Genomic DNA, 20,132 nt, shown 5'->3' with positions numbered 1-20,132 from the left:
GTTTTTTTATCCTCACACTTGACGATTATTCCTGCACAAATTTATGACCGCTGACTTAATCCGATTGGTATACTGCGCAGCTTCACAAAATAATGAACCGCTAAGACAGAGACAAAAGAATGAAAATTGCCCTGGGTGTTGAATATGATGGTGCACAGTATTTCGGCTGGCAGAGACAGCGCGAAGTACCCAGTGTGCAGGAACACCTTGAAAAAGCCCTGTCGAAAATCGCCAACCAACCGATTGACGTGCAATGCGCGGGTCGTACTGATGCTGGCGTACATGGAACGGGCCAGGTGGTTCATTTTGAGGTAGACGTTACCAGGCCGCTTCGTGCGTGGACCATGGGCGTTAATACCCATCTTCCCGATGCTATCGCTGTGCGTTGGGCTAAAGAAGTCCCGGATGAGTTTCACGCTCGTTTCTCAGCCACAGCGCGTCGCTATCGCTATATCATTTATAACAATGCGCTGCGTCCAGGTATTCTTCGTCATGGCGTGACACACTGTCATGATGAGCTAGACGAAACGCTAATGCATCAAGCTGGGCAGTATCTATTAGGCGAAAATGACTTTACGTCTTTTCGCGCTGTTCATTGCCAGTCAAAAACCCCTTGGCGCAATATTCATCATTTAAATGTGACCCGCCAAGGTCGTTTCGTGATCATAGACATCAAAGCAAACGCATTTGTCCATCACATGGTGCGAAATATTGCAGGTAGTTTGATTGAGGTCGGGCGCAAAGAGAAAGCGCCCGAGTGGATTCAATGGCTCCTTGGCGTGAAAGATCGCAACTTGGCCGCCGCGACGGCAAAAGCGCACGGCTTGTACCTGGTTGACGTAGAGTACCCAGCAAGGTTTGCATTACCTGCATCACCAGTAGGTCCGCTGTTTTTGCCAGATACTCAGTGATAGAAATTAGAACTGCAAGGATAAGTAGACATTCTGTGGTTTGAACGTGCAGTCGTTTTGCAGACAGGTGTGCTAAAGGCTAGGCAAAAAATAGGTAGTACCAGTTTTTTGTCCAAAGTCTTAACAAGTTGTGTTTTAATTCCTTGTTGAATTTGTAAATACCCAGGCCACTTGTCTTCGCCAAACAGAGACTGTTCATTTATAACGAGCAGCAGAAGGTCGAATGACAGGTGCTCCATTAGAAAAGGTCGTTCATGAGCTGGCTTGAAAAAATACTGACAAAAAGCAATATCGGTTCTTCACGTAAAGTCTCCATTCCAGAAGGCGTATGGACCAAGTGTGGCGCCTGTGAGCAGGTGCTTTATCACGCTGAGCTTGAGCGTAACCTGCATGTGTGTCCTAAGTGTGACCATCACATGCGAATGACGGCGCGTAAGCGCCTAGAAACCTTCTTGGATGAAGGAAAAGGCACTGAACTGGGTGCTGAGCTAGAGCCAAAAGATCTGCTCAAGTTCCGTGACTCAAAAAAATACAAAGATCGTCTTTCAGCTGCGCAGAAAGCCAGTGGTGAGAAAGACGCTTTGGTTGTGATGAAAGGTGAGCTTCTTGGCATGCCTGTTGTCGTTGCATCCTTTGAGTTTGCCTTCATGGGTGGGTCGATGGGCGCAGTCGTTGGCGCGCGATTTGTTCGCGCGGTAGAGCAAGCGATTGAAGACAAATGCGGTTTTGTATGCTTCTCTGCCAGTGGCGGTGCGCGTATGCAAGAAGCATTGACCTCATTGATGCAAATGGCGAAAACCAGTGCAGCGCTTGAGCGTTTATCTGGCAAAGGCTTGCCGTTTATTTCGGTATTAACCGACCCAACATTCGGTGGCGTAACAGCCAGCTTCGCGATGCTTGGCGACATTAACATCGGTGAGCCAAAAGCACTGATCGGCTTTGCGGGTCAACGCGTGATTGAACAGACCGTACGTGAGAAGCTTCCTGAAGGTTTCCAACGTAGTGAGTTCCTGTTGGAGCACGGTGCGATTGATATGATTGTTGATCGCCGCGAAATGCGTCAGCGCATTGGTGGCTTGTTAGCGAAAATGACCAACCATGAATCGCCATTGGTCGTGTCTGTTGATCAGCAGCCACTTGAAGGTGAGGTTATTGAAGCTGAGCCATTGGACGATAAAGAATAAACGTCCCACAAATGAACATCGAAAGAGCGCCTTATGGCGCTCTTTGTCTTTTAGCTGATATGATTGAGCTATTAAAAGCTCGAATAGAATACTGATGTCAGAACATATTTCTCCCGGCGCCACTGCGCCATTGTCTGAGTGGTTGCGCTACTTAGAATCACTCCACACCAGTGCCATCGATTTGGGATTGGATCGCGTCGCGCTTGTCGGTCAAAAGGGCAAGCTGACTAAGCCTGCTCCAAAAGTCATTACCGTTGCCGGTACGAACGGTAAAGGTTCGACCTGCGCCATCATTGAAGCTATTTTGCAAAAAGCCGGTTATAAGACTGGGGTATATAGCTCACCACACCTTATTCGCTACAACGAACGCGTGCGTATCAACGGTCAAGAGTTGGATGACGAACGTCATTCAGAAGCCTTTGCAGCGGTTGAATCGCTTCGTGGTGATACCAGCTTAAGCCTGTTCGAATTTGGCACGCTGGCAGCGCTTTGGCTGTTCATTGATAACCAGATTGACGTGGCAATCATCGAGGTCGGCCTTGGTGGTCGGTTAGATGCGACCAACATTGTTGACCATGATGTTTCTGTGATAACCAGCCTTGCTATCGATCATGTTGATTGGCTGGGTGATGACATTGAAGTCATTGGTTTTGAAAAAGCCGGTATTTTTCGCTCAGGCAAACCTGCGGTTTGTGGTCAGCCAGAACCACCAGCCAGTGTGGCAGCACATGCAGACGACATTGGCGCTGAACTTCATCAGGTTGGTTACCAGTTCAACTACCAACAACACGGTGATGTTTGGCACTGGCAGTGCGGTGCGTTTGATTTGCGCGATTTGCCTGTTCCGAATCTTCCTTTGCCAAATGCGGCGACGGCGCTCATGGCCTTGGGATTGTCAGAGCTTGATGTCACAGATGAACAAATTGTTGACGGTTTAAGCACTGTAACACTCGCCGGTCGCATGCAAAAAGTGTCTGAGTCACCGTTGGTATTGCTTGATGTGGCGCATAACCCCCATTCGGCGACTTACCTTGCAGGCCAGCTCGCATCGCTCAAGCAAGAGTCAGGAGCGAAGATACATGCGGTGGTTGCTATGTTGCATGACAAAGACATCGCCGCAACGCTGGAAGCCATGAAGCCAGTGGTTGATGTGTGGTATCCCGCCTCGCTGACAGGCCCTCGAGCGGCAGCTTGGACACAGCTTGCACGTTATCTACCAGACAATATCGACGGTTATGATTCGCCTACCGCCGCATTTAACGCCGCGCACGCCGCGTTGAAATGGCAGGATGATACCTTGATCGTCTTTGGTTCTTTCCACACGGTCGGCGAAATTGCCGATTATCTCGCTCAAACGGAGTAATTGTGGCAACTCAGTTCCAGAATCGCTTAGTCGGTACGCTCATTTTGGTTTCGCTGGGGGTGATCTTTCTGCCCGATGTGTTTGACGGCGAGAAAGCGCACTACCAGGAAAGCTATCAAGCTATTCCATTGCGTGAAGACGTTGATGAAACGCTACTTCAAACGCCTATCGAAGCACCTGAAGACGTGGATACGTTTCTTCCTCAAGACGAACCCGTTTCCGTCACGATTGGAGGCTCTGTTGATGATGGGGATGCTGACCATCGAATTGGAGATGATGTCACCGCTGAGGGGCGTATGCCTGTCACGAGTGATAATGCGGACCCCAAAGTGGGCTACGAAGATTCCGCGTGGATTATTCGATTAGGGACGTTTCGTAACATCGACAACGCGAAAAACTTGGTGACCACCTTGCGCAGCAAAGGTTACCCCGCACAGTTGATGCCTCGTGATGTGAAAGAAGGCGAGTTGGCACGTGTTGAAATTGGCCCCGATGTGTCTAAGGACAAATTGGCGGCAATGACAGCAGATTTAGAGTCTTTGACCGGATTGAAAGGTCAACTGCTTAGATTTAACCCACTCAACCCATAAGAAAACGTTTGCGTCGTCATTTTTTCTGTTAAAATGCGCGCGAATCGCTCAGATGATTAAAAGATGAATTGGATAGATTACATCATTATTGGAGTGATCAGCTTTTCAGCACTGATTAGCTTGGTCCGTGGATTTGTGAAAGAAGCGCTATCGCTGGTAATTTGGTTTGGAGCCTTCTTTGTCGCGAGTAACTTTTACCCGCAATTGGCCGCTTACTTCACAAACATCCATGACGAAATGATTCGAAATGGCGCAGCGATTGCCGCGCTGTTTATTGCAACATTAATTGTTGGTGCTGTGGTGAACTATGTCATCGGGCAATTAGTTCAAAAAACAGGACTTTCTGGAACGGATAGAGTGTTAGGGGTGGTTTTTGGTGGTATCCGCGGCGTGCTCATTGTCGCAGCGTTACTGTTCTTCCTTGATGCGTTCACTAGTTTTTCCAGCGCCAACGAGTGGAAACAATCACAATTGATCCCTAAATTTGGGGTAGTGATTGAATGGTTTTTCTCGTATTTGGAGCAGAGCTCCAGCTTTTTGCCCAAGGTGATCTAGCGTCAGCCTGCTTTTAGCAGATAAAGGCAGGAAAACGTAAAACAGTTCCCTGGGCTTACTCTTGCGTTACAAGGAACAGCATACATGTGTGGGATTGTTGGAATCGTGGGTGAAACCCCGGTTAATCAGTCAATTTACGATGCGTTGACAGTACTTCAGCACCGTGGTCAGGATGCCGCCGGCATTGTAACTATTGACAACAACCGGTTTCGCTTAAGAAAAGCGAACGGTTTGGTAAAAGATGTATTCCAACTCAAGCATATGCAACGCTTGCAGGGAACGGTTGGCATAGGGCATGCGCGCTATCCAACCGCAGGCAGTTCTAGTGTGTCCGAGGCACAGCCGTTTTATGTTAACTCACCTTACGGCATTACTCTCGCGCACAATGGAAACCTGACTAATGCGAATGAACTCCGCGAGTCGCTTTTCGCTCAAGACCGTCGCCACCTCAATACCACGTCTGATTCTGAAGTTCTGCTGAATGTCCTTGCCCACCAAATCGATGAAGCCACCGCTTTTCCTCTGAGTGAGGAAGATGTGTTTAAAGCTGTGCGCAAAGTGCATCAGCAAATTCGTGGAGCTTACGCTGTGGTGGCAATGATCATCGGTCATGGCCTTATCGCTTTTCGTGACCCACATGGCATTCGCCCCTTGTGTTTGGGCAAACGAACCGTGAACAATCGTGAAGAATACATGGTCGCGTCTGAGTCGGTTGCCCTTGATGCAGTCGGTTTTGATTTCGTGCGTGATGTTGCGCCTGGTGAAGCGATTTACATTACGTTTGATGGGCAGTTGTATACACGTCAGTGTTCAGATACCCCGTCACTGTCACCGTGTATTTTTGAGTTTGTTTATTTTGCTCGCCCTGATTCCTTCATTGATAAGATTTCGGTTTATGCTGCACGTATCAATATGGGCAAGAAACTCGGTGCGAAAATTCGTCGCGAATGGGACGACCTAGATATTGATGTGGTCATTCCTATTCCTGAAACATCTTGCGACATCGCGCTGGAAATTGCTCAAGAGCTCAATAAACCGTACCGCCAAGGGTTTGTGAAAAACCGCTACGTTGGGCGCACATTTATTATGCCCGGTCAGCTACAACGTCGTAAATCTGTTCGCCGTAAGCTCAACGCAATTCGCTCTGAATTTAAAGACAAGTCTGTCCTGCTGGTCGATGACTCTATTGTTCGAGGCACAACCTCAGAGCAGATCATTGAAATGGCACGCGAAGCAGGTGCTAAACGCGTCTATATGGCGTCTGCAGCGCCAGAAATTCGTTTCCCTAACGTATATGGCATTGATATGCCAAGCGCGAACGAATTGATTGCACATGGTCGAGAAGTGGATGAAATTGGCAGCATCATTGGTGCCGACGGTTTGATTTTCCAAGATCTCACTGATTTAGAAGATGCGGTACGTGAAGGTAACCCTGACGTTAAGCAATTTGAAAGTTCAGTCTTTAGTGGCCATTACATTACACAAGACATCAACCAAGATTATCTTGAGTACATTGATAGCTTGCGAAACGATGAAACCAAAGAACTTCGAGAGCAACAGCAAGAGCTCGCTAACCTAGAGATTTATAACGAGAGTTAGTTGTTTTATTTGTTGGCAATATAGCTGAGTAGCTGAGTAGCTGAGTAGAGCAAAAGCTATTCAAGGCATAAAAGAAAAGCGCGGCCACTGTAAAGTGACTGCGCTTTTTTTGACTCTGAGAATACAGTTAAAAAATCATGGCTAGCGGGTCGGCTAGCTTGAGCTTGTTAATGCATAAACATTGGGCCAAAGCCCACATTCCACATGATCACTGTACTTGCCAAAATCGCGACAAGCAGAACCAGCCCACACGTGACAACAGAACTGGCATAGATAAATCCACGCTCTTCCGGTATGTGCATGATGATCGGCACACCTGTATACAGAAGGTATACCGAATAGGCGATACCTGCTAACCCAACCAGCATGACAAACCACACCACAGGATAGAGGGCAGCTAACCCAACCATAAACACAGGTGTGGCCGTGTAGGCAGCAAGCTCAAGCGCTTGTGTGTAAGTAGGATTTGAACCAAACGTACGACTCATCCAAAGAGTCAGATAAGCAAGCGCCATGACGCCGGTGATCAGCGCAAAATACATTGCTCCCGCAATAATCAGCGCGCTTTGCTCGGTTAGAAAAATCGGCTCACCGACACCAATACTCCAACCAATGTGAGCGCTTGAGTAATAGGCGCAAATGGGGGGTATCAGCGCCATGATCGCAGCGTGACCGAGACTGCTTGATGCGCCTTCGTGGCGATCATCAATATTTTGCCATTCCTCTTTGGGATGGGTATACAGACCTAGCAAGTGTCCCAAAATCATAATCGCTCCTTCCGTTTGCAGAAACCATTCTTGCAGAAACCACAGTTAACGTAACGTTTGTGCAGAGACAGATATCGCTGCTTTATGGTTTACATCTCTATAACATTTAGTGGTCACAGAGCGGGTTAGCAAGTTTTCAGCACTAAAAGTGTGGTGATTTTTTAAGCACTTATTGCTTTTGGGACATTCAGTGAACCAGGTCACGTTTGGGTGTTGATTTAGTGAAAGTAGTCAGATGCGAAATCTATAAATACCCGAAGCTTGGCAGGCAAGTTTGTTTTGCCATGGTACATCAGATAGATATCGCGCGGACTTGTTGTCCACTCAGGAAGCACTTGAACCAGTTCCTTGGATTCCATGTCTTTTTGTACCAATACATCGGGGATCAAAGCGATACCTAATCCGTCTTTGGCTGCCGCGCGCACCAAACGAAGTTCGGATGCTTCAAAGCGCCCTTGCTGCGCAATACAGAGGTGCTGACCTTGAGAATTCGCCAATCGCCAACGCATAAGTGGCCAGCCTTTTAACAAATGATGCTTAGTAAGATCCGCTGCGTCACTTAACGGAGAATGATGTTCGATGTATTGGGGGCTAGCAACGAGAATGTCTTTTACCGTGTGCAGCTTTCGTGCAATCAGCGAAGAATCACGCTGGGGGCCAATACGAATGAAAGCATGACGATCGTCAGCTTGCTGTGTGCTTGAATCATTCGATAACTCAAGGTCGAGTTTGATATCAGGATATTTAGTCAAGAATGCACTAAACATGGGTTGCAGCAGTTTCATCGCTATATTGGACGGCGCACTGATTTTGAGTGTTCCTGACTCGCCTTTGCAGCATTCGGAGAGGCTCTCTGTCGCCTCCATTAATTGTTCAAGTAGCGGTGAGCACTTATCAAAGAAGCTTTGACCAGCTTCCGTTAAAGATAGCTTTCTCGCGTCGCGATGAAGAAGCTTGATCTTTATGTCTTCCTCAAGCGCTTGTATACGGCGAGTCAGAGTGGCGACAGGGATACCTGTTTTTTTTGACGCCAGCGTATAGCTGCCGTTTTCGACAATAAGACGAAAGAGATTAAGATCATCAAGTTTCATGTGTATTCACGATAATGCGATTGTCTTCAATAAAAAGACATTGAGTTAGCTATTTGAAATTAACAAGCCCAAGTTTTCGTTGTCTCATATCAATAAGCAAGCTTCTAGATCGCGTAATGTTGATCGAATAGCTAACCAGTTGGGCGATTTTTTTCTTTTCTGGATACATCAGGTTATGTGTGTTGATACGAAGAATTACATGGATGTTGCAACGTCGTAGCGGATTTCAAACTATCCTAAAAGGAATGAAGCGACGTTCCTCAAACGTAAATCAGCACTCAATCAGGAGAACAGAGCAGTGTTAAAAGGTAAAGAGGTTCTGATTGTAGAAGATGATCCGGTATTTAGTCGGATCATCGGCGGATTTCTACGCAAAGAAGGATGCATTGTCCGAGAGGCTGAGAATGGTCTTGATGGGTTAAAAGCGCTAAGAGAAGGCATTCCTGATCTGCTTCTTAGTGATTTGTCTATGCCGGTGATGACTGGGTTAGAGTTCGTCGAAGAGGTGAGCTTGGAATATCCTATGCTCCCAGTGATTGTCATCTCAGGTACTGGCGGAATGTCGGATGTCGCGCAAGCATTGCGATTTGGTGTCAAAGACTTTTTGATTAAACCCATTGACGACATCATGGTGGTCAAGTCTGCCATCATTTCTGTTTTAGAAGATGCAGACGGCGGTGCATCGAGTGATACCGATTTTAGTCAGCAGTGGTTTAAGCTTGCACAAGGTGGTGGCGACCAGCCATTAACCGAGGAATTGAAGTGGCATCTCGATGATTTACTCGATAACCCTGGCAATGCAAGAGACTTGCTGATGGGGCTCATGCCGGATCAAGACTCACGTCAAGGTGATTGGAGACTCTCATACCATTCCCTGCAATCAGCAGACTCCAGCCCAGTAGTGCTTGATTATACCTGGATGATGGATGGCCAAATGGCTTTCTACATGGTGGATAGCGGCTCAGCAGGAAAAAACGGCACCGCGACCACGCTGATGATTCGTGCGTTTTTCAACGAATACCTGCGTTCTCAAGACGCAGACGAACGTGGCTTTGTGCATCTTGTTCATCAAATAGAACATGCCATTAAAAAATCCACCTACGCCAGCCCCATCAGAGCCATGTTTGGAATACTTAATGCCGCCGATAACGAACTTAGTGTGTTGTCAGCTGGACTCAACGCCGTGGTTGATGGTTCCGGAAACGCCATTATCGTCAAAAACGACCACTTATTAGGTGTAGACGCTGCGACCGAGCGGTTCCAAACCATAGATCTAGCAAGCGGAAATGTGCGCGTTTCACTAAGTGAAGTTGGCCTAACCAGCTTCAGTTTGGATATACAGCGTTTGAGTGCCTAGTGTTCTGACATCAATCCACTCAAAACCCTCCAATTAAAGGCCGTTTTTTTCAAAGCGGCCTTTTGCTTTTCTGAAAAACGCGACATACAGCAAGCCAAACTATGAACTAGTGCAGACAAATTGAGCAGACGCCCGTGCAACGCTTGCTGCGAGGTGACCAGCCTAATATACTCTTGAGTTGCGTCGCAGAGATGACGCAAAATTGGCTAGCTAGGACATCGACGAGAAATTAAATGAATTCATGGTATCTGCTCTATTGTAAACGCAGCGAGCAACAACGCGCAGAGCAGCACCTCAAACGACAAGGCGTCGACTGCTACTACCCACAAGTGACGGTTGAAAAAATTCGCCGCGGCAAGCGAAGTCCTCAGTTAGAACCTCTCTTTCCAAACTACGTGTTCGCCACCTTTGACCCTGAGCTCATCGCATTCACGACCGTGCGTTCAACGCGCGGAGTTGTTGACTTTGTTAGACAGGGAGCAACACCTGTTACTGTGCCTTTTGACCTTATCAAGACATTAATGGCTCATGAGGACTCAGATGAGCAACGAGCTCAACTCAATGACATCCTGAAGCCAGGTGATGAAGTCGAAGTGTTGGATGGCCAATTTGAAGGGTCTGATGCTATTTACAAAGAAGCCGATGGGGAGATGAGATCTATTTTGTTGATCAATCTGATTAATCGACAGGTGGAAGTCTCTACTGAAAACAGTGTGTTGAGAAGAAAATAGCTCCAATATATATCAATAAAATCAATGACTAACGCGTGCTTTAGGGACGACACCTAAGGGCGGTAGCGTGATAATGTTACTTAGATGTTAACAAGCAAGGAGAGGACACGGAGTGACCACGCCAACGCAAGACAAAACAAATTTAAATCCGCAGAAAGAAGAAATTGACCTAAGAGATTTCATAGAGGCTATTTGGCAAGGGAAGATAACGATTGTTACTACCATCTTACTGTTTGGGCTCGCTGCACTACTATATGTAACAACTGCTCAACAGTGGTGGGTATCAAGAGCAACGATAACTGCACCGACTGTAAGCGATATGGCAAAACTTACTCAAGGTGTCAGCCAATATCACTCAGTGTTTGATGCCGAACTTGAGAGTTTAACATCTCAAGACAAATTATTAGAACGTTACTTAACTACTTTTAATGCAAATGATAATAAGCGCGAGTTTTTCGAAGAAAGCAAGGCATTCTCTCGAATACTCGAATTAGCTGGTGTTTCAAAAACTGATGGAAAAAAATATCGAGTTTTTTTGCAGGAATGGCTTGGACGCATTAGCGCAAATAAAAAAAGCGCCTATTTCATTGTTCTTAGTACAGAAAGCAATAGTGATGAGAGTAGTTTAGAAATACTTAATGAATATATAAATTTCACTAACAAAAAAGTGAACCAAAACCTAAGGATTGATTTAGAGTCTGGCCTGAAGATAAGGCAAATAGAGCTATTGAAAAAGTTAGAGGAAAGGGAGGCTATTGCGGCTCAAAAACTAGAAATAGAGATTGCTAACGCTGAACTAGCACTGATGATTACTGATGAGGCAAAAATTCTTAGGCCTGTTGAAAACCTGAATAGTTGGGAAATAATCAGGATCGATTTGGGTGCAGATGCATTAAGAGCGAAAGTAAAGGTTCTTAAATCTATGAAAGATTTAACTATCGTAGACTCATACATCAGTGAGCTTACTACCAAGTTAGAGGTGTTTGAACGTCAATATCCTAAAGATTTATTCTTTTCAAGCTTTGCATATATAGAAAAGGCTGATGTACCTATATCAAGTCATAAACCCAAGAGAATGTTTATAGTAGGCCTGAGTATATTACTGGGTTTCTCGATTGGTTTAGTTATTGTTCTTGTAAGAAGTTGCATGAGAAAATATAGAAAAACAAATTCGTTATAGATTAATGAAAAATAATCTCAATTCTTTCTCCTATGTAATTAAATAGACGAGATATTCACGAGTTGGTTTTTGAAGAGCGAAAATCAACTTGTATAAAAGGTCAATTAAAAAGATTAGGTTATTCTATGACAAAGAAAAGAATACTGACGATATTTGGCACAAGACCAGAGGCTATTAAAATGGCACCTCTGGTAAGTATGCTATCAAAAGACTGTAGATTTGATGCCAAATGTTGCGTTACAGGTCAGCATCGTGAAATGCTAGACCAGGTACTTGATCTTTTCGATATAGTACCCGACTATGATTTGAAACTGATGAGTGTCGGTCAAACATTGAACGATATAACATCCCGAATTTTATTAGAATTAAAGCCTGTACTAGAGGAATTTAAACCCGATATAGTTTTGGTTCATGGTGATACGGCAACAACTTTCGCAGCAAGCTTAGCAGCATATTATCAAAAAATAGAAATCGGACATGTTGAAGCAGGCCTTAGGACTGGGAATATTTACTCACCTTGGCCAGAGGAAGGCAATCGAAAGCTAACCGGAGCACTAACCAAATATCACTTCGCACCAACAGAAGTATCAAAACAGAATTTGATTCAGGAGAACTTCAACGAAGAGTATATCTACGTTACTGGTAATACGGTAATCGATGCTCTCCTGTGGGTGAAAGACAAAATAAAGAATGAAAACCAAATACTGAATAAATTGAAAGCTTCATTCTCGTATGTCGATGAAGAAAAAGATATAATCTTAGTTACTGGTCATCGAAGAGAAAATTTCGGGGTTGGCTTTGAAAGGATCTGTACTGCACTTTCTATAATAGCGAAAAAAAATAAGAACGTTCAAATTATATATCCACTACATTTAAATCCTAATGTAAGAGAACCAGTCACCCGCATACTTCAAGGGATTGAAAACATAAAGTTGATTGAACCTCAAGAATATCTTCCTTTTATCTACTTAATGACCAAGTCAAAAATCATACTAACTGACTCTGGTGGTATTCAAGAAGAAGCTCCATCACTTGGGAAACCAGTGTTGGTGATGCGAGATACTACAGAAAGGCCAGAAGCGATAGATGCAGGAACAGTCAAGTTGGTAGGTACTGATATTGAAAATATTGTATCAAGTATAAATGAACTTTTGACAAATGAAGAAGAATACAAAAAAATGAGCTTTGCCCATAATCCTTACGGTGATGGCCTTGCTTGTCAAAGAATCATCGAATCACTAGCGAAGAATTGATTAGAAAATAGAATTTCAATCAAAGCTAGTAGTTACCTGTAGGTGCATAACTAGCTTCAGCTGCATACTTGATTAGAAAATTAAATATATAGAGAGATTTTATGTCTTTTGAAACGATTTCGGTTATCGGCCTAGGATATATTGGCTTGCCAACAGCTGCAATGTTTGCATCAAGGAAAAAGAAGGTAATTGGGGTAGATATAAATGAACATGCTGTCAAGACGATAAATCAAGGGAAAATTCATATCGTCGAACCTGAGTTAGATATGATCGTGCATGCAGCGGTAAAAGAAGGCTATCTTAAAGCTGTTAGTGTCCCAGAAAAGGCAGATGCCTTTCTTATAGCTGTTCCAACTCCTTTTCTATCGTGCAACAAAAATGAGGTTCCTCAGCCAGATCTTTCCTACATAGAATCAGCATGTCAGGCTATCGCTCCGGTTTTAAGAAAAGGAAATCTCATAATTCTCGAATCAACCTCACCTGTCGGGACGACTGAAAAAATGGCGGAATGGCTGGCAAAAGGTAGGCCAGATTTGTCGTTTCCACATGATAGTGGAGAGAATGCTGATATAAATGTTGCTCATTGTCCTGAACGTGTACTTCCGGGGCACGTAGTAAGAGAGCTTGTAGAAAATGATAGGGTCATCGGTGGATTAACGCAGAAATGTTCAGAAAGATCGATTGAGCTCTATAAAACATTTGTGCAAGGAGAGTGTGTAGTTACAAACGCCCGAACTGCCGAAATGGCAAAATTAACAGAAAATAGTAGCCGCGATGTGCAAATTGCTTTTGCCAATGAATTGTCACTAATCTGTGATAAATTGGACATAAATGTATGGGAACTTATTACACTAGCAAATCGCCACCCACGAGTTAACATTCTCCAACCTGGACCTGGTGTTGGCGGACACTGCATAGCGGTTGACCCATGGTTTATAGTTTCAAAAACTCCAGAAGAAGCCAAAATTATACATACGGCTAGGAAGGTAAACGAAAATAAACCTGAGTGGGTAATCAATAAAACTAAAATAATGCTGTCTGATTATTTGCAAGAAAACACACACAAAACTGCCAGTGATGTAAAAATTGCATGCTACGGATTAGCATTCAAACCCGATATTGATGATTTGAGGGAAAGCCCTGCTCTTTATATTGCAAATTCCATTGCATCGATGCATTCAGGTACTGTTTATGCTGTGGAGCCAAACGTTAAATCGATGAAAGATGGTAGTGAACTTACGCTTGTTCCTTTTGAGAAAGCAAAAGAAATTGCCGATATACATATATTATTAGTAGACCATAGAGATTTCAAATTAACAAAGAATAATAGCAAGTACATTATTGATACTAAAGGTGTATGGAAATGAATATGGACAATGTCACACTCGGCATAATTGGTATGGGTTATGTTGGACTTCCTTTGGCTGTTGAATTTGGAAAGCATGTACAGACATTGGGCTATGATATAGATAAGACGCGTATAGAGGAGTTATCAAAAGGAGTCGACCGAACTTTGGAATGTAGTTCCGAGGAGTTAGCATCGGTAAATAGTCTATTTTTTACAGATAACTTGGATCTATTGAAAGAATGTTCTGTATATATCGTCACGGTGCCAACGCCTATAGACGAGCATAAACAACCTGATCTTACTCCTCTGATAAAAGCGTCAAACTCCATTGGTAAGATCCTAAAATCAGGTGATATTGTGATCTATGAATCGACAGTATATCCTGGTGCGACAGAAGAAGTATGCATACCGGTTCTAGAGCAGATATCTGGACTCAAATATAACATAGACTTTTTCGCAGGATATTCGCCTGAGAGAATAAACCCTGGGGATAAGCTTCATAGGGTAACAAATATACTAAAGGTAACAAGTGGTTCAACACCCGAAGTAGCATGTTTCGTTGACGAGCTCTATAGAATGATAATAGAAGCTGGTACACACAAAGCTTCAAGTATAAAAGTCGCAGAAGCAGCAAAAATTATTGAGAACACACAACGAGATGTGAACATAGCTCTAATAAATGAACTCTCAATAATCTTTAATAGGCTAGATATTGACACTTTGGAAGTTCTTGAAGCTGCCGGTACTAAATGGAACTTTTTGCCATTTCGCCCTGGTCTAGTTGGTGGACATTGTATTGGTGTAGATCCGTATTATCTAACACACAAGGCACAGAGCGTTGGTTATCATCCCGATATGATACTCGCGGGTAGAAAAATTAATGATGGAATGGGTGCGTATACTGTCTCGCAGCTTGTAAAAAAAATGATAAAGAAGAAAATTCAAGTTGAAAACAGTAATGTGCTAATTATGGGTTTGACATTTAAGGAAAACTGTCCTGATTTAAGAAACACAAAGGTGATAGATGTTATTAGAGAACTCGAGGAGTATAACATCAATATTGATGTTTATGACCCTTGGTGCGCAAAAAATGAAGCATACAAAGAGTATGGTCTTTCATTGTGCGATGAACCAAAGCCTGAAAGTTATGACGCAGTAATTATAACTGTTGCTCATGATGAATTTAGGGAAATGGGGATCGATATGATCCGCTCACTATGCAAAAAATCTCATGTTATCTATGATCTTAAATACCTACTAAATAAAAATGAAGTAGACATTAGACTTTGACAGTTGGTTAAGAGTGACTTTATTGGAGGATACATGTCTAAATATGAAAAGGTAAAAAAGGAACTTCAAACAAACCCGAAGATTTGGCTGATTACAGGAGTTGCCGGATTCATTGGCTCTAACCTTCTAGAAGCTTTGTTGAAGCTTAACCAAACAGTTGTAGGGCTAGATAATTTTTCAACGGGTAAGAAGGAAAATCTACATCAGGTCGAAGCGCTTGTTACAAAAGAGCAGTGGAAGCGATTTGACTTTAATGAAGGTGACATATGTGAGTTTGATACGTGCAAAAAAGTTACAGCGAAAGTCGATTATGTCTTGCATCAAGCAGCATTGGGATCGGTACCTCGTTCTATTGCTGATCCGGTTATGACTAACTCAGCGAACATAACAGGTTTTCTCAACATATTAACGGCGTCTAAAGACAATGACGTAAGAAGCTTTACATATGCAGCAAGCAGTTCAACATATGGAGATCATCCTGCATTACCGAAAGTTGAGCAGAATATTGGCAAGCCTCTTTCTCCATATGCAGTGACTAAATATGTAAATGAGCTCTATGCAGAAGTGTTTGCGAAAACTTACGGTTTCAAGAGTATAGGTTTAAGATACTTCAATGTATTTGGTCGCCGACAGGCACCAAATGGTGCTTATGCCGCAGTCATTCCCAAATGGATATCGCTGATGCTAGACAATAGTGATTTGGTAATTAATGGCGATGGCGAGACAAGCAGGGACTTCTGTTACATTGAAAATGTTATTCAAGCAAATTTACTGTCAGCTACAGCGTCAGAAAGTCACAAAGATAATATCTATAATATTGCTCTAGGCGATAGAACTACATTAAATGAATTAGTCAAGCTGATTGGGAATGAATTAGTCGCCAATGGCATAGATACAGAAAGTGAGGTTTTGTATAGTGAATTTCGAGCGGGGGATGTTCGACATTCACAGGCATCGATAGCAAAAGCAGCCGACATGTTAGGGTATGAACCAAAGTACAAAATTGAAATAGGTATACAAGAAACAGTTAGATGGTATATCAATAATGTTAAGTCACGCACGTAAGGGTTGCGTGATGAGAAGTAGATTGTTCGAAACTGAAGATTTAAGCGAGAATCTGAAACAGAAAACTATTAAAGGTGGGGCTATCACTATGATAGCCCAACTGATAAAACTAACCACACAGATTGTCTCAAATGTTGTATTAGCAAGACTATTAACACCACAAGATTTTGGCCTTGTGGCAATGGTAACTGTTGTTGCCACTTTTATTGTTATGTTTAAAGATTTAGGCCTGTCACAAGCAACAGTTCAAAGCAAAGTGATAACACATGAGCAAGTTAGTTCGCTATTTTGGATTAATGTTATCTTCGGTTTTATCGCAATGTTGTTAACAATGTTGCTATCTGGATATGTTGCAGATTTCTATAATCAACAAGAACTAAAGAATATTACGTTGGCACTTTCATTTGGGCTATTTATTGGTGGGGCAACAGTCCAACATCAAGCATTATTACGTCGACGAATGATGTATAAACAACTAGCGTTGACAGAGATTTCGTCAACAATATTTGGCGTAGGAACAGCAATTATACTTGCTACTTTAGGCTATGGCTACTGGTCTCTGATAGCTTTACAAATTTCGCAAGCAGCGATGAGTTTGATACTTGTTTTCTTTTTCACCCGTTGGGTTCCCAGTTTATATCTAAAAATATCTCATATTAAACAGATGCTTGTATTCGGCGGGTATATGACAATATATTCATTTGTTAACTTTTTTGCCAGAAATTTGGATACGATTTTAATTGGCTGGAAGTGGGGTGCGTCACCTGTCGGTCTATATTCACGTGCATATTCATTATTATTGCTCCCAATTGGGCAAATAACGGCACCTTTTTCAGGAGTAGCAGTACCAACTTTAAGTCGGCTTCAGGATAACCCAGTTGAGTATTCGAGATACTACTTCGCTATGGTCAGAGTCATAGCTTTTGTATCTATGCCACTCATAATTGTGATGAGTATTTTGTCGTATGAAATCGTAGTGTTTTTGTTAGGAGAGAGATGGTCAGAAGCAGCTGGCATATTTAAAGTTCTTGCGTTTGCAGCATTTTGGCAGCCAATTGCAAGTACGGTTGGATGGGTATATGTATCACTTGGAAGAGTGAAACGGATGATGTATTGGGGATTTATTGGCACTTCAGTCATGGGATTATTCATCGTACTAGGCTTGGATGAGGGAGCAATAGGCGTTGCAAAGTATTATGCAATCAGTATGTGGATACTAGTATTACCGCTATTCCATTACGCATTTTATGGTACCGAATTGTCCTTAACAGCGCTTCTAAAGGAATTGATTCTGCCAATTATGAATAGCATTCTAATAGGAGCGTGTTTCTATCTTGTATACAACAGCGTTACCATTGAATTCCCGTTGTATAAATTGATTGTCGTAAGCATGTTGGGTTTGTTGCTGTATATTCCATTTGTGTTTCTTTTATCTCCCCTTAAAAAAGAATACCAAAACATGTTCAATGTCTTAAGGAGTAGAGGACGATGAATGAGGCCCCGCTAAAGGTTCTATTGGTACTATGCTGGCATCCTACTAGTACAACTCCAAATTATTGCAAATGGATATTGCCACATATTCAAGCCGCGAGAATAACAAAAAACGACATTACGGTACTTCACCTAGAAGTTGTAAATAACCACGATGATGTGATCGATCTAGAGATGATCGATCACGACCATTATCACTCTACTGTTTATGTAAGTAAATCTGACCAAAAAAGAAATTGCATTTCATATGCAAAGTTGGCAAGAACGTATACTGAGAAACTATCAGGCATCTACAAGATGTTGAGCAGGAAAAATGGTATTCCGGATGTTATTCATGCTCATGTAAGTCTACCTGCTGGTTATAGTGCAGCTAAAATAGGTAAGATAGATAACATCCCAGTTATTGTAAGCGAGCACTACTCTGGTTTCGAAAGCGACATGAGATTTTTCTGGCGCACTCGTAGGTTTATTAATGAAATGATGAAGGAAATCCACACATTTACTGCTGTTAGCGCTGGATTTCTAAACAGAGTCAAAAAAACTAAGGTTAGAAATACACCTAACTTTATTGTTCTTGAAAATCCTATTGATACAAAAATATTTCGATACAAGGAAGAAACTGGACAAAATTCGGGTATTCTTAAAATAGTTACAGTTGCAACTAATAGTACGGTTAAAGGCACCGATTTGTTGCTTTCGGCGCTACAAAAATTTGAGGACACAGAGCACAAATGGAGCCTGAAAATAATAGGAAATTTTGATAAAGAAGGGATTCTCGTCAAGAGTTTCTTTGATAACCCATATATTCGTGATCGTGTTACGGTTGAAGGAAGATTAAACCAACATAGCATGGCCGAAATTTATCATGATGCTGATCTATATGTGGTTTCGAGCCGAAGTGAAACAGCGAATGTATCGATGTTAGAAGCAATGTCATGCGGGATATATGTGTTGTCTACAAAGTGCGGCGGGCCAGAGACATTATTGCCAGCTGGCATGTCTACATTGGTTAACGCAAACTCGGATGATGCAATATACGCTGGATTAGTTGAAGTGTTTGAACAAAAAGGGAAGGTTGAGAGAAGAAGCATATCCAACTTTGTGGAAGATAACTACTCGATAGAAAAAATATCAGAAAAACTAGATGAATTGTATGTGGGGACAGTCTCGGAAAATGGACGCTAGAAAGAGACAAATTTATCAATATATATTTTCTTTGATCCTTATTACTGGGATCCTTTCGACATATCCCAAAGCATATATGGTAAATAATGTACTTATTTTATTGTTTATACTGACATCATTATTTATAAAAAGGGAAGAACCATTCAGTTTTGTTGCTGTTTCATTCTCTACAGTAGCCGCAATTGCCTTTTTTTCCCAATTCTACATTTTTGGTTTTGAGAGTATTTCCGTCAACGGTAAATATTGGACTCTAGTCCTCATAGCATTGCTACTGCTAGCAACCAACAAGATCGATAAAGTTTTGACTTTTGAAGACCTTGTTCTTTTGAATGTGGCTATTTTGCCGGTACTGTTTTTGATGGGTGGATTTGATACAACCTGGCAGGGAAGAATAACAACCGAGTATTTAAACCCGAATATACAAGGTATGGCCGTATTTCTTGGTTTTATGGTTAGTTTAATAAATATTATCGAAAAAAATAAGGTACTACTTTCATTAGTGATATTCATGTCATGCACAACGTTCCTTGTGATGTCAGGTAGCAGGCAAAACATGATATTCATGTTAATTGGCATGTCTCATGTGATGCTCGTTGTCCTATTTACAAGAAACTACTTTAGAAAAAACAATTTACTTAAAAAAATTATCATAGTAAGTGCATCGACAGTTTTTGGACTGGTGGTTTGTTACTATTTTTTAAGTCTAATGCTGAAGAGGTTTGGTATAACCTCAATTGCTGAGTTGATGGCTATTATTTCGTCAGGTGGAGTGGAATATTCAGCGGGCGAGCGACTTAGCTATATATTTGCTTCTGTATCTTCAATATTTCACTACCCGTTCGGCGTTGGGTTTGGCAATGTCGGGTTTGGTATTGAGCAGTTTGGCGACCCAAGCTTTAAAATAGTAAATAATGCTCATTCGTTGTTTGCTGAAATGATCTTCTCAGGTGGGTTTATTGGCTATATTATTTGGATTTTACTTTTGTCGTATATTTCCTTTTTATGCCTGAAGAAAGAAAATATACGGAAATATGGATATATGCCCCTATATTTGTTTTCAGCGTCGTTTATTTCACCACTACTATCATTTAAAATTTTCTGGGTGTTGTTGGTAGTATTGGAAATGCAGTTACGGAAAAACACACTGATTAAAAGAGTGGAATCTAGTTAAT

Annotated in this window: 18 protein-coding genes; 16 read left to right on the top strand and 2 right to left on the bottom strand. The window is 42.4% G+C overall.

The genetic code is table 11. The features are described 5' to 3' along the window. The first annotated feature begins 119 nt into the window (after positions 1-119). The 6 genes from truA to purF all read left to right on the top strand — a co-directional run bounded on the left by truA (position 120) and on the right by purF (position 6,202). Entirely contained in the window at positions 120-911 is a 792-nt protein-coding gene (truA, locus tag AB8599_RS11290; RefSeq protein ID WP_407331018.1) for a tRNA pseudouridine(38-40) synthase TruA, read from the top strand. A 254-nt stretch (positions 912-1,165) separates the two neighbouring features. Continuing rightward, positions 1,166-2,095: an acetyl-CoA carboxylase, carboxyltransferase subunit beta gene (accD, locus tag AB8599_RS11285; protein ID WP_407331017.1), complete on the top strand. Its 930-nt coding sequence runs from the start codon at positions 1,166-1,168 to the stop codon at positions 2,093-2,095. Between the two features lie 94 nt (positions 2,096-2,189). Continuing rightward, positions 2,190-3,458 (top strand): bifunctional tetrahydrofolate synthase/dihydrofolate synthase, encoded by a 1,269-nt coding sequence (gene folC, locus AB8599_RS11280; RefSeq protein ID WP_407331016.1) that lies wholly within the window; start codon positions 2,190-2,192, stop codon positions 3,456-3,458. Between the two features lie 2 nt (positions 3,459-3,460). Continuing rightward, positions 3,461-4,048, top strand: coding sequence for an SPOR domain-containing protein (locus AB8599_RS11275; RefSeq protein WP_407331015.1), 588 nt, complete (start codon positions 3,461-3,463; stop codon positions 4,046-4,048). 63 nt (positions 4,049-4,111) lie between these two features. Beyond that, positions 4,112-4,603 (top strand): CvpA family protein, encoded by a 492-nt coding sequence (locus AB8599_RS11270; protein ID WP_407331014.1) that lies wholly within the window; start codon positions 4,112-4,114, stop codon positions 4,601-4,603. Positions 4,604-4,687: 84 nt separating this feature from the next. After that, a complete protein-coding gene (purF, locus tag AB8599_RS11265) occupies positions 4,688-6,202 on the top strand; it encodes an amidophosphoribosyltransferase (protein ID WP_407331013.1) in 1,515 nt (504 codons plus the stop codon). 167 nt (positions 6,203-6,369) lie between these two features. Here the strand turns inward: purF and AB8599_RS11260 are convergent, their stop codons facing one another. Further along, a complete protein-coding gene (locus tag AB8599_RS11260) occupies positions 6,370-6,969 on the bottom strand; it encodes a Yip1 family protein (RefSeq protein WP_407331012.1) in 600 nt (199 codons plus the stop codon). Positions 6,970-7,187: 218 nt separating this feature from the next. Then, positions 7,188-8,060 carry a LysR family transcriptional regulator gene (locus AB8599_RS11255; RefSeq protein ID WP_407331011.1) on the bottom strand — a complete coding sequence of 291 codons (873 nt, stop codon included), beginning with the start codon at positions 8,058-8,060 and terminating at the stop codon, positions 7,188-7,190. Positions 8,061-8,358: 298 nt separating this feature from the next. On the opposite strand from AB8599_RS11255, the gene AB8599_RS11250 reads away from it, so the two are divergent. The 10 genes from AB8599_RS11250 (at position 8,359) to AB8599_RS11205 (ending at position 20,131) form a co-directional block, all read left to right on the top strand. After that, positions 8,359-9,417, top strand: coding sequence for a response regulator (locus AB8599_RS11250; RefSeq protein WP_407331010.1), 1,059 nt, complete (start codon positions 8,359-8,361; stop codon positions 9,415-9,417). A gap of 233 nt (positions 9,418-9,650) precedes the next feature. Beyond that, the gene (rfaH, locus tag AB8599_RS11245; protein ID WP_407331009.1) at positions 9,651-10,148 is read left to right on the top strand and encodes a transcription/translation regulatory transformer protein RfaH; all 498 of its coding nucleotides are present in this window, start codon (positions 9,651-9,653) and stop codon (positions 10,146-10,148) included. Between the two features lie 112 nt (positions 10,149-10,260). Continuing rightward, on the top strand, positions 10,261-11,328 hold the full coding sequence (locus tag AB8599_RS11240) for a Wzz/FepE/Etk N-terminal domain-containing protein (RefSeq protein ID WP_407331008.1): 1,068 nt from the start codon (positions 10,261-10,263) through the stop codon (positions 11,326-11,328). 125 nt (positions 11,329-11,453) lie between these two features. Then, the gene (gene wecB, locus AB8599_RS11235) at positions 11,454-12,581 is read left to right on the top strand and encodes a non-hydrolyzing UDP-N-acetylglucosamine 2-epimerase (protein ID WP_407331007.1); all 1,128 of its coding nucleotides are present in this window, start codon (positions 11,454-11,456) and stop codon (positions 12,579-12,581) included. Positions 12,582-12,682: 101 nt separating this feature from the next. Next, the gene (gene wecC / locus AB8599_RS11230; RefSeq protein WP_407331006.1) at positions 12,683-13,948 is read left to right on the top strand and encodes a UDP-N-acetyl-D-mannosamine dehydrogenase; all 1,266 of its coding nucleotides are present in this window, start codon (positions 12,683-12,685) and stop codon (positions 13,946-13,948) included. Then, the gene (tviB, locus tag AB8599_RS11225) at positions 13,939-15,219 is read left to right on the top strand and encodes a Vi polysaccharide biosynthesis UDP-N-acetylglucosamine C-6 dehydrogenase TviB (RefSeq protein WP_407331005.1); all 1,281 of its coding nucleotides are present in this window, start codon (positions 13,939-13,941) and stop codon (positions 15,217-15,219) included. Before wecC ends, tviB begins: the two co-directional genes overlap by 10 nt. Before the next feature lie 33 nt (positions 15,220-15,252). Further along, on the top strand, positions 15,253-16,284 hold the full coding sequence (locus AB8599_RS11220; RefSeq protein ID WP_407331003.1) for an NAD-dependent epimerase/dehydratase family protein: 1,032 nt from the start codon (positions 15,253-15,255) through the stop codon (positions 16,282-16,284). Between the two features lie 10 nt (positions 16,285-16,294). Continuing rightward, positions 16,295-17,776 carry a lipopolysaccharide biosynthesis protein gene (locus AB8599_RS11215; RefSeq protein ID WP_407331002.1) on the top strand — a complete coding sequence of 494 codons (1,482 nt, stop codon included), beginning with the start codon at positions 16,295-16,297 and terminating at the stop codon, positions 17,774-17,776. Continuing rightward, positions 17,773-18,960, top strand: coding sequence for a glycosyltransferase family 4 protein (locus tag AB8599_RS11210; protein ID WP_407331001.1), 1,188 nt, complete (start codon positions 17,773-17,775; stop codon positions 18,958-18,960). The genes AB8599_RS11215 and AB8599_RS11210 overlap by 4 nt, the downstream gene beginning before the upstream one ends. Further along, positions 18,950-20,131 (top strand): O-antigen ligase family protein, encoded by a 1,182-nt coding sequence (locus AB8599_RS11205; RefSeq protein WP_407331000.1) that lies wholly within the window; start codon positions 18,950-18,952, stop codon positions 20,129-20,131. Before AB8599_RS11210 ends, AB8599_RS11205 begins: the two co-directional genes overlap by 11 nt. Position 20,132: the final 1 nt, after the last annotated feature.

The sequence above is a fragment of the Enterovibrio litoreus genome (genome assembly GCF_045679545.1).
Classification (GTDB): Bacteria; Pseudomonadota; Gammaproteobacteria; order Enterobacterales; family Vibrionaceae; genus Enterovibrio.
The sequence above is the reverse complement of the archived record's forward strand: the minus strand, read 5'-3'. Positions and strand labels throughout refer to the sequence as shown.

Coding starts and splice junctions, on each gene's coding strand:
- truA (WP_407331018.1), top strand. CDS start 120: ATGAAAATTGCCCTGGGTGTTGAATATGATGGTGCACAGTATTTCGGC.
- accD (WP_407331017.1), top strand. CDS start 1,166: ATGAGCTGGCTTGAAAAAATACTGACAAAAAGCAATATCGGTTCTTCA.
- folC (WP_407331016.1), top strand. CDS start 2,190: ATGTCAGAACATATTTCTCCCGGCGCCACTGCGCCATTGTCTGAGTGG.
- AB8599_RS11270 (WP_407331014.1), top strand. CDS start 4,112: ATGAATTGGATAGATTACATCATTATTGGAGTGATCAGCTTTTCAGCA.
- purF (WP_407331013.1), top strand. CDS start 4,688: ATGTGTGGGATTGTTGGAATCGTGGGTGAAACCCCGGTTAATCAGTCA.
- AB8599_RS11260 (WP_407331012.1), bottom strand. CDS start 6,969: ATGATTTTGGGACACTTGCTAGGTCTGTATACCCATCCCAAAGAGGAA.
- AB8599_RS11255 (WP_407331011.1), bottom strand. CDS start 8,060: ATGAAACTTGATGATCTTAATCTCTTTCGTCTTATTGTCGAAAACGGC.
- rfaH (WP_407331009.1), top strand. CDS start 9,651: ATGAATTCATGGTATCTGCTCTATTGTAAACGCAGCGAGCAACAACGC.
- wecB (WP_407331007.1), top strand. CDS start 11,454: ATGACAAAGAAAAGAATACTGACGATATTTGGCACAAGACCAGAGGCT.
- wecC (WP_407331006.1), top strand. CDS start 12,683: ATGTCTTTTGAAACGATTTCGGTTATCGGCCTAGGATATATTGGCTTG.
- tviB (WP_407331005.1), top strand. CDS start 13,939: ATGGAAATGAATATGGACAATGTCACACTCGGCATAATTGGTATGGGT.
- AB8599_RS11220 (WP_407331003.1), top strand. CDS start 15,253: ATGTCTAAATATGAAAAGGTAAAAAAGGAACTTCAAACAAACCCGAAG.
- AB8599_RS11215 (WP_407331002.1), top strand. CDS start 16,295: ATGAGAAGTAGATTGTTCGAAACTGAAGATTTAAGCGAGAATCTGAAA.
- AB8599_RS11210 (WP_407331001.1), top strand. CDS start 17,773: ATGAATGAGGCCCCGCTAAAGGTTCTATTGGTACTATGCTGGCATCCT.
- AB8599_RS11205 (WP_407331000.1), top strand. CDS start 18,950: ATGGACGCTAGAAAGAGACAAATTTATCAATATATATTTTCTTTGATC.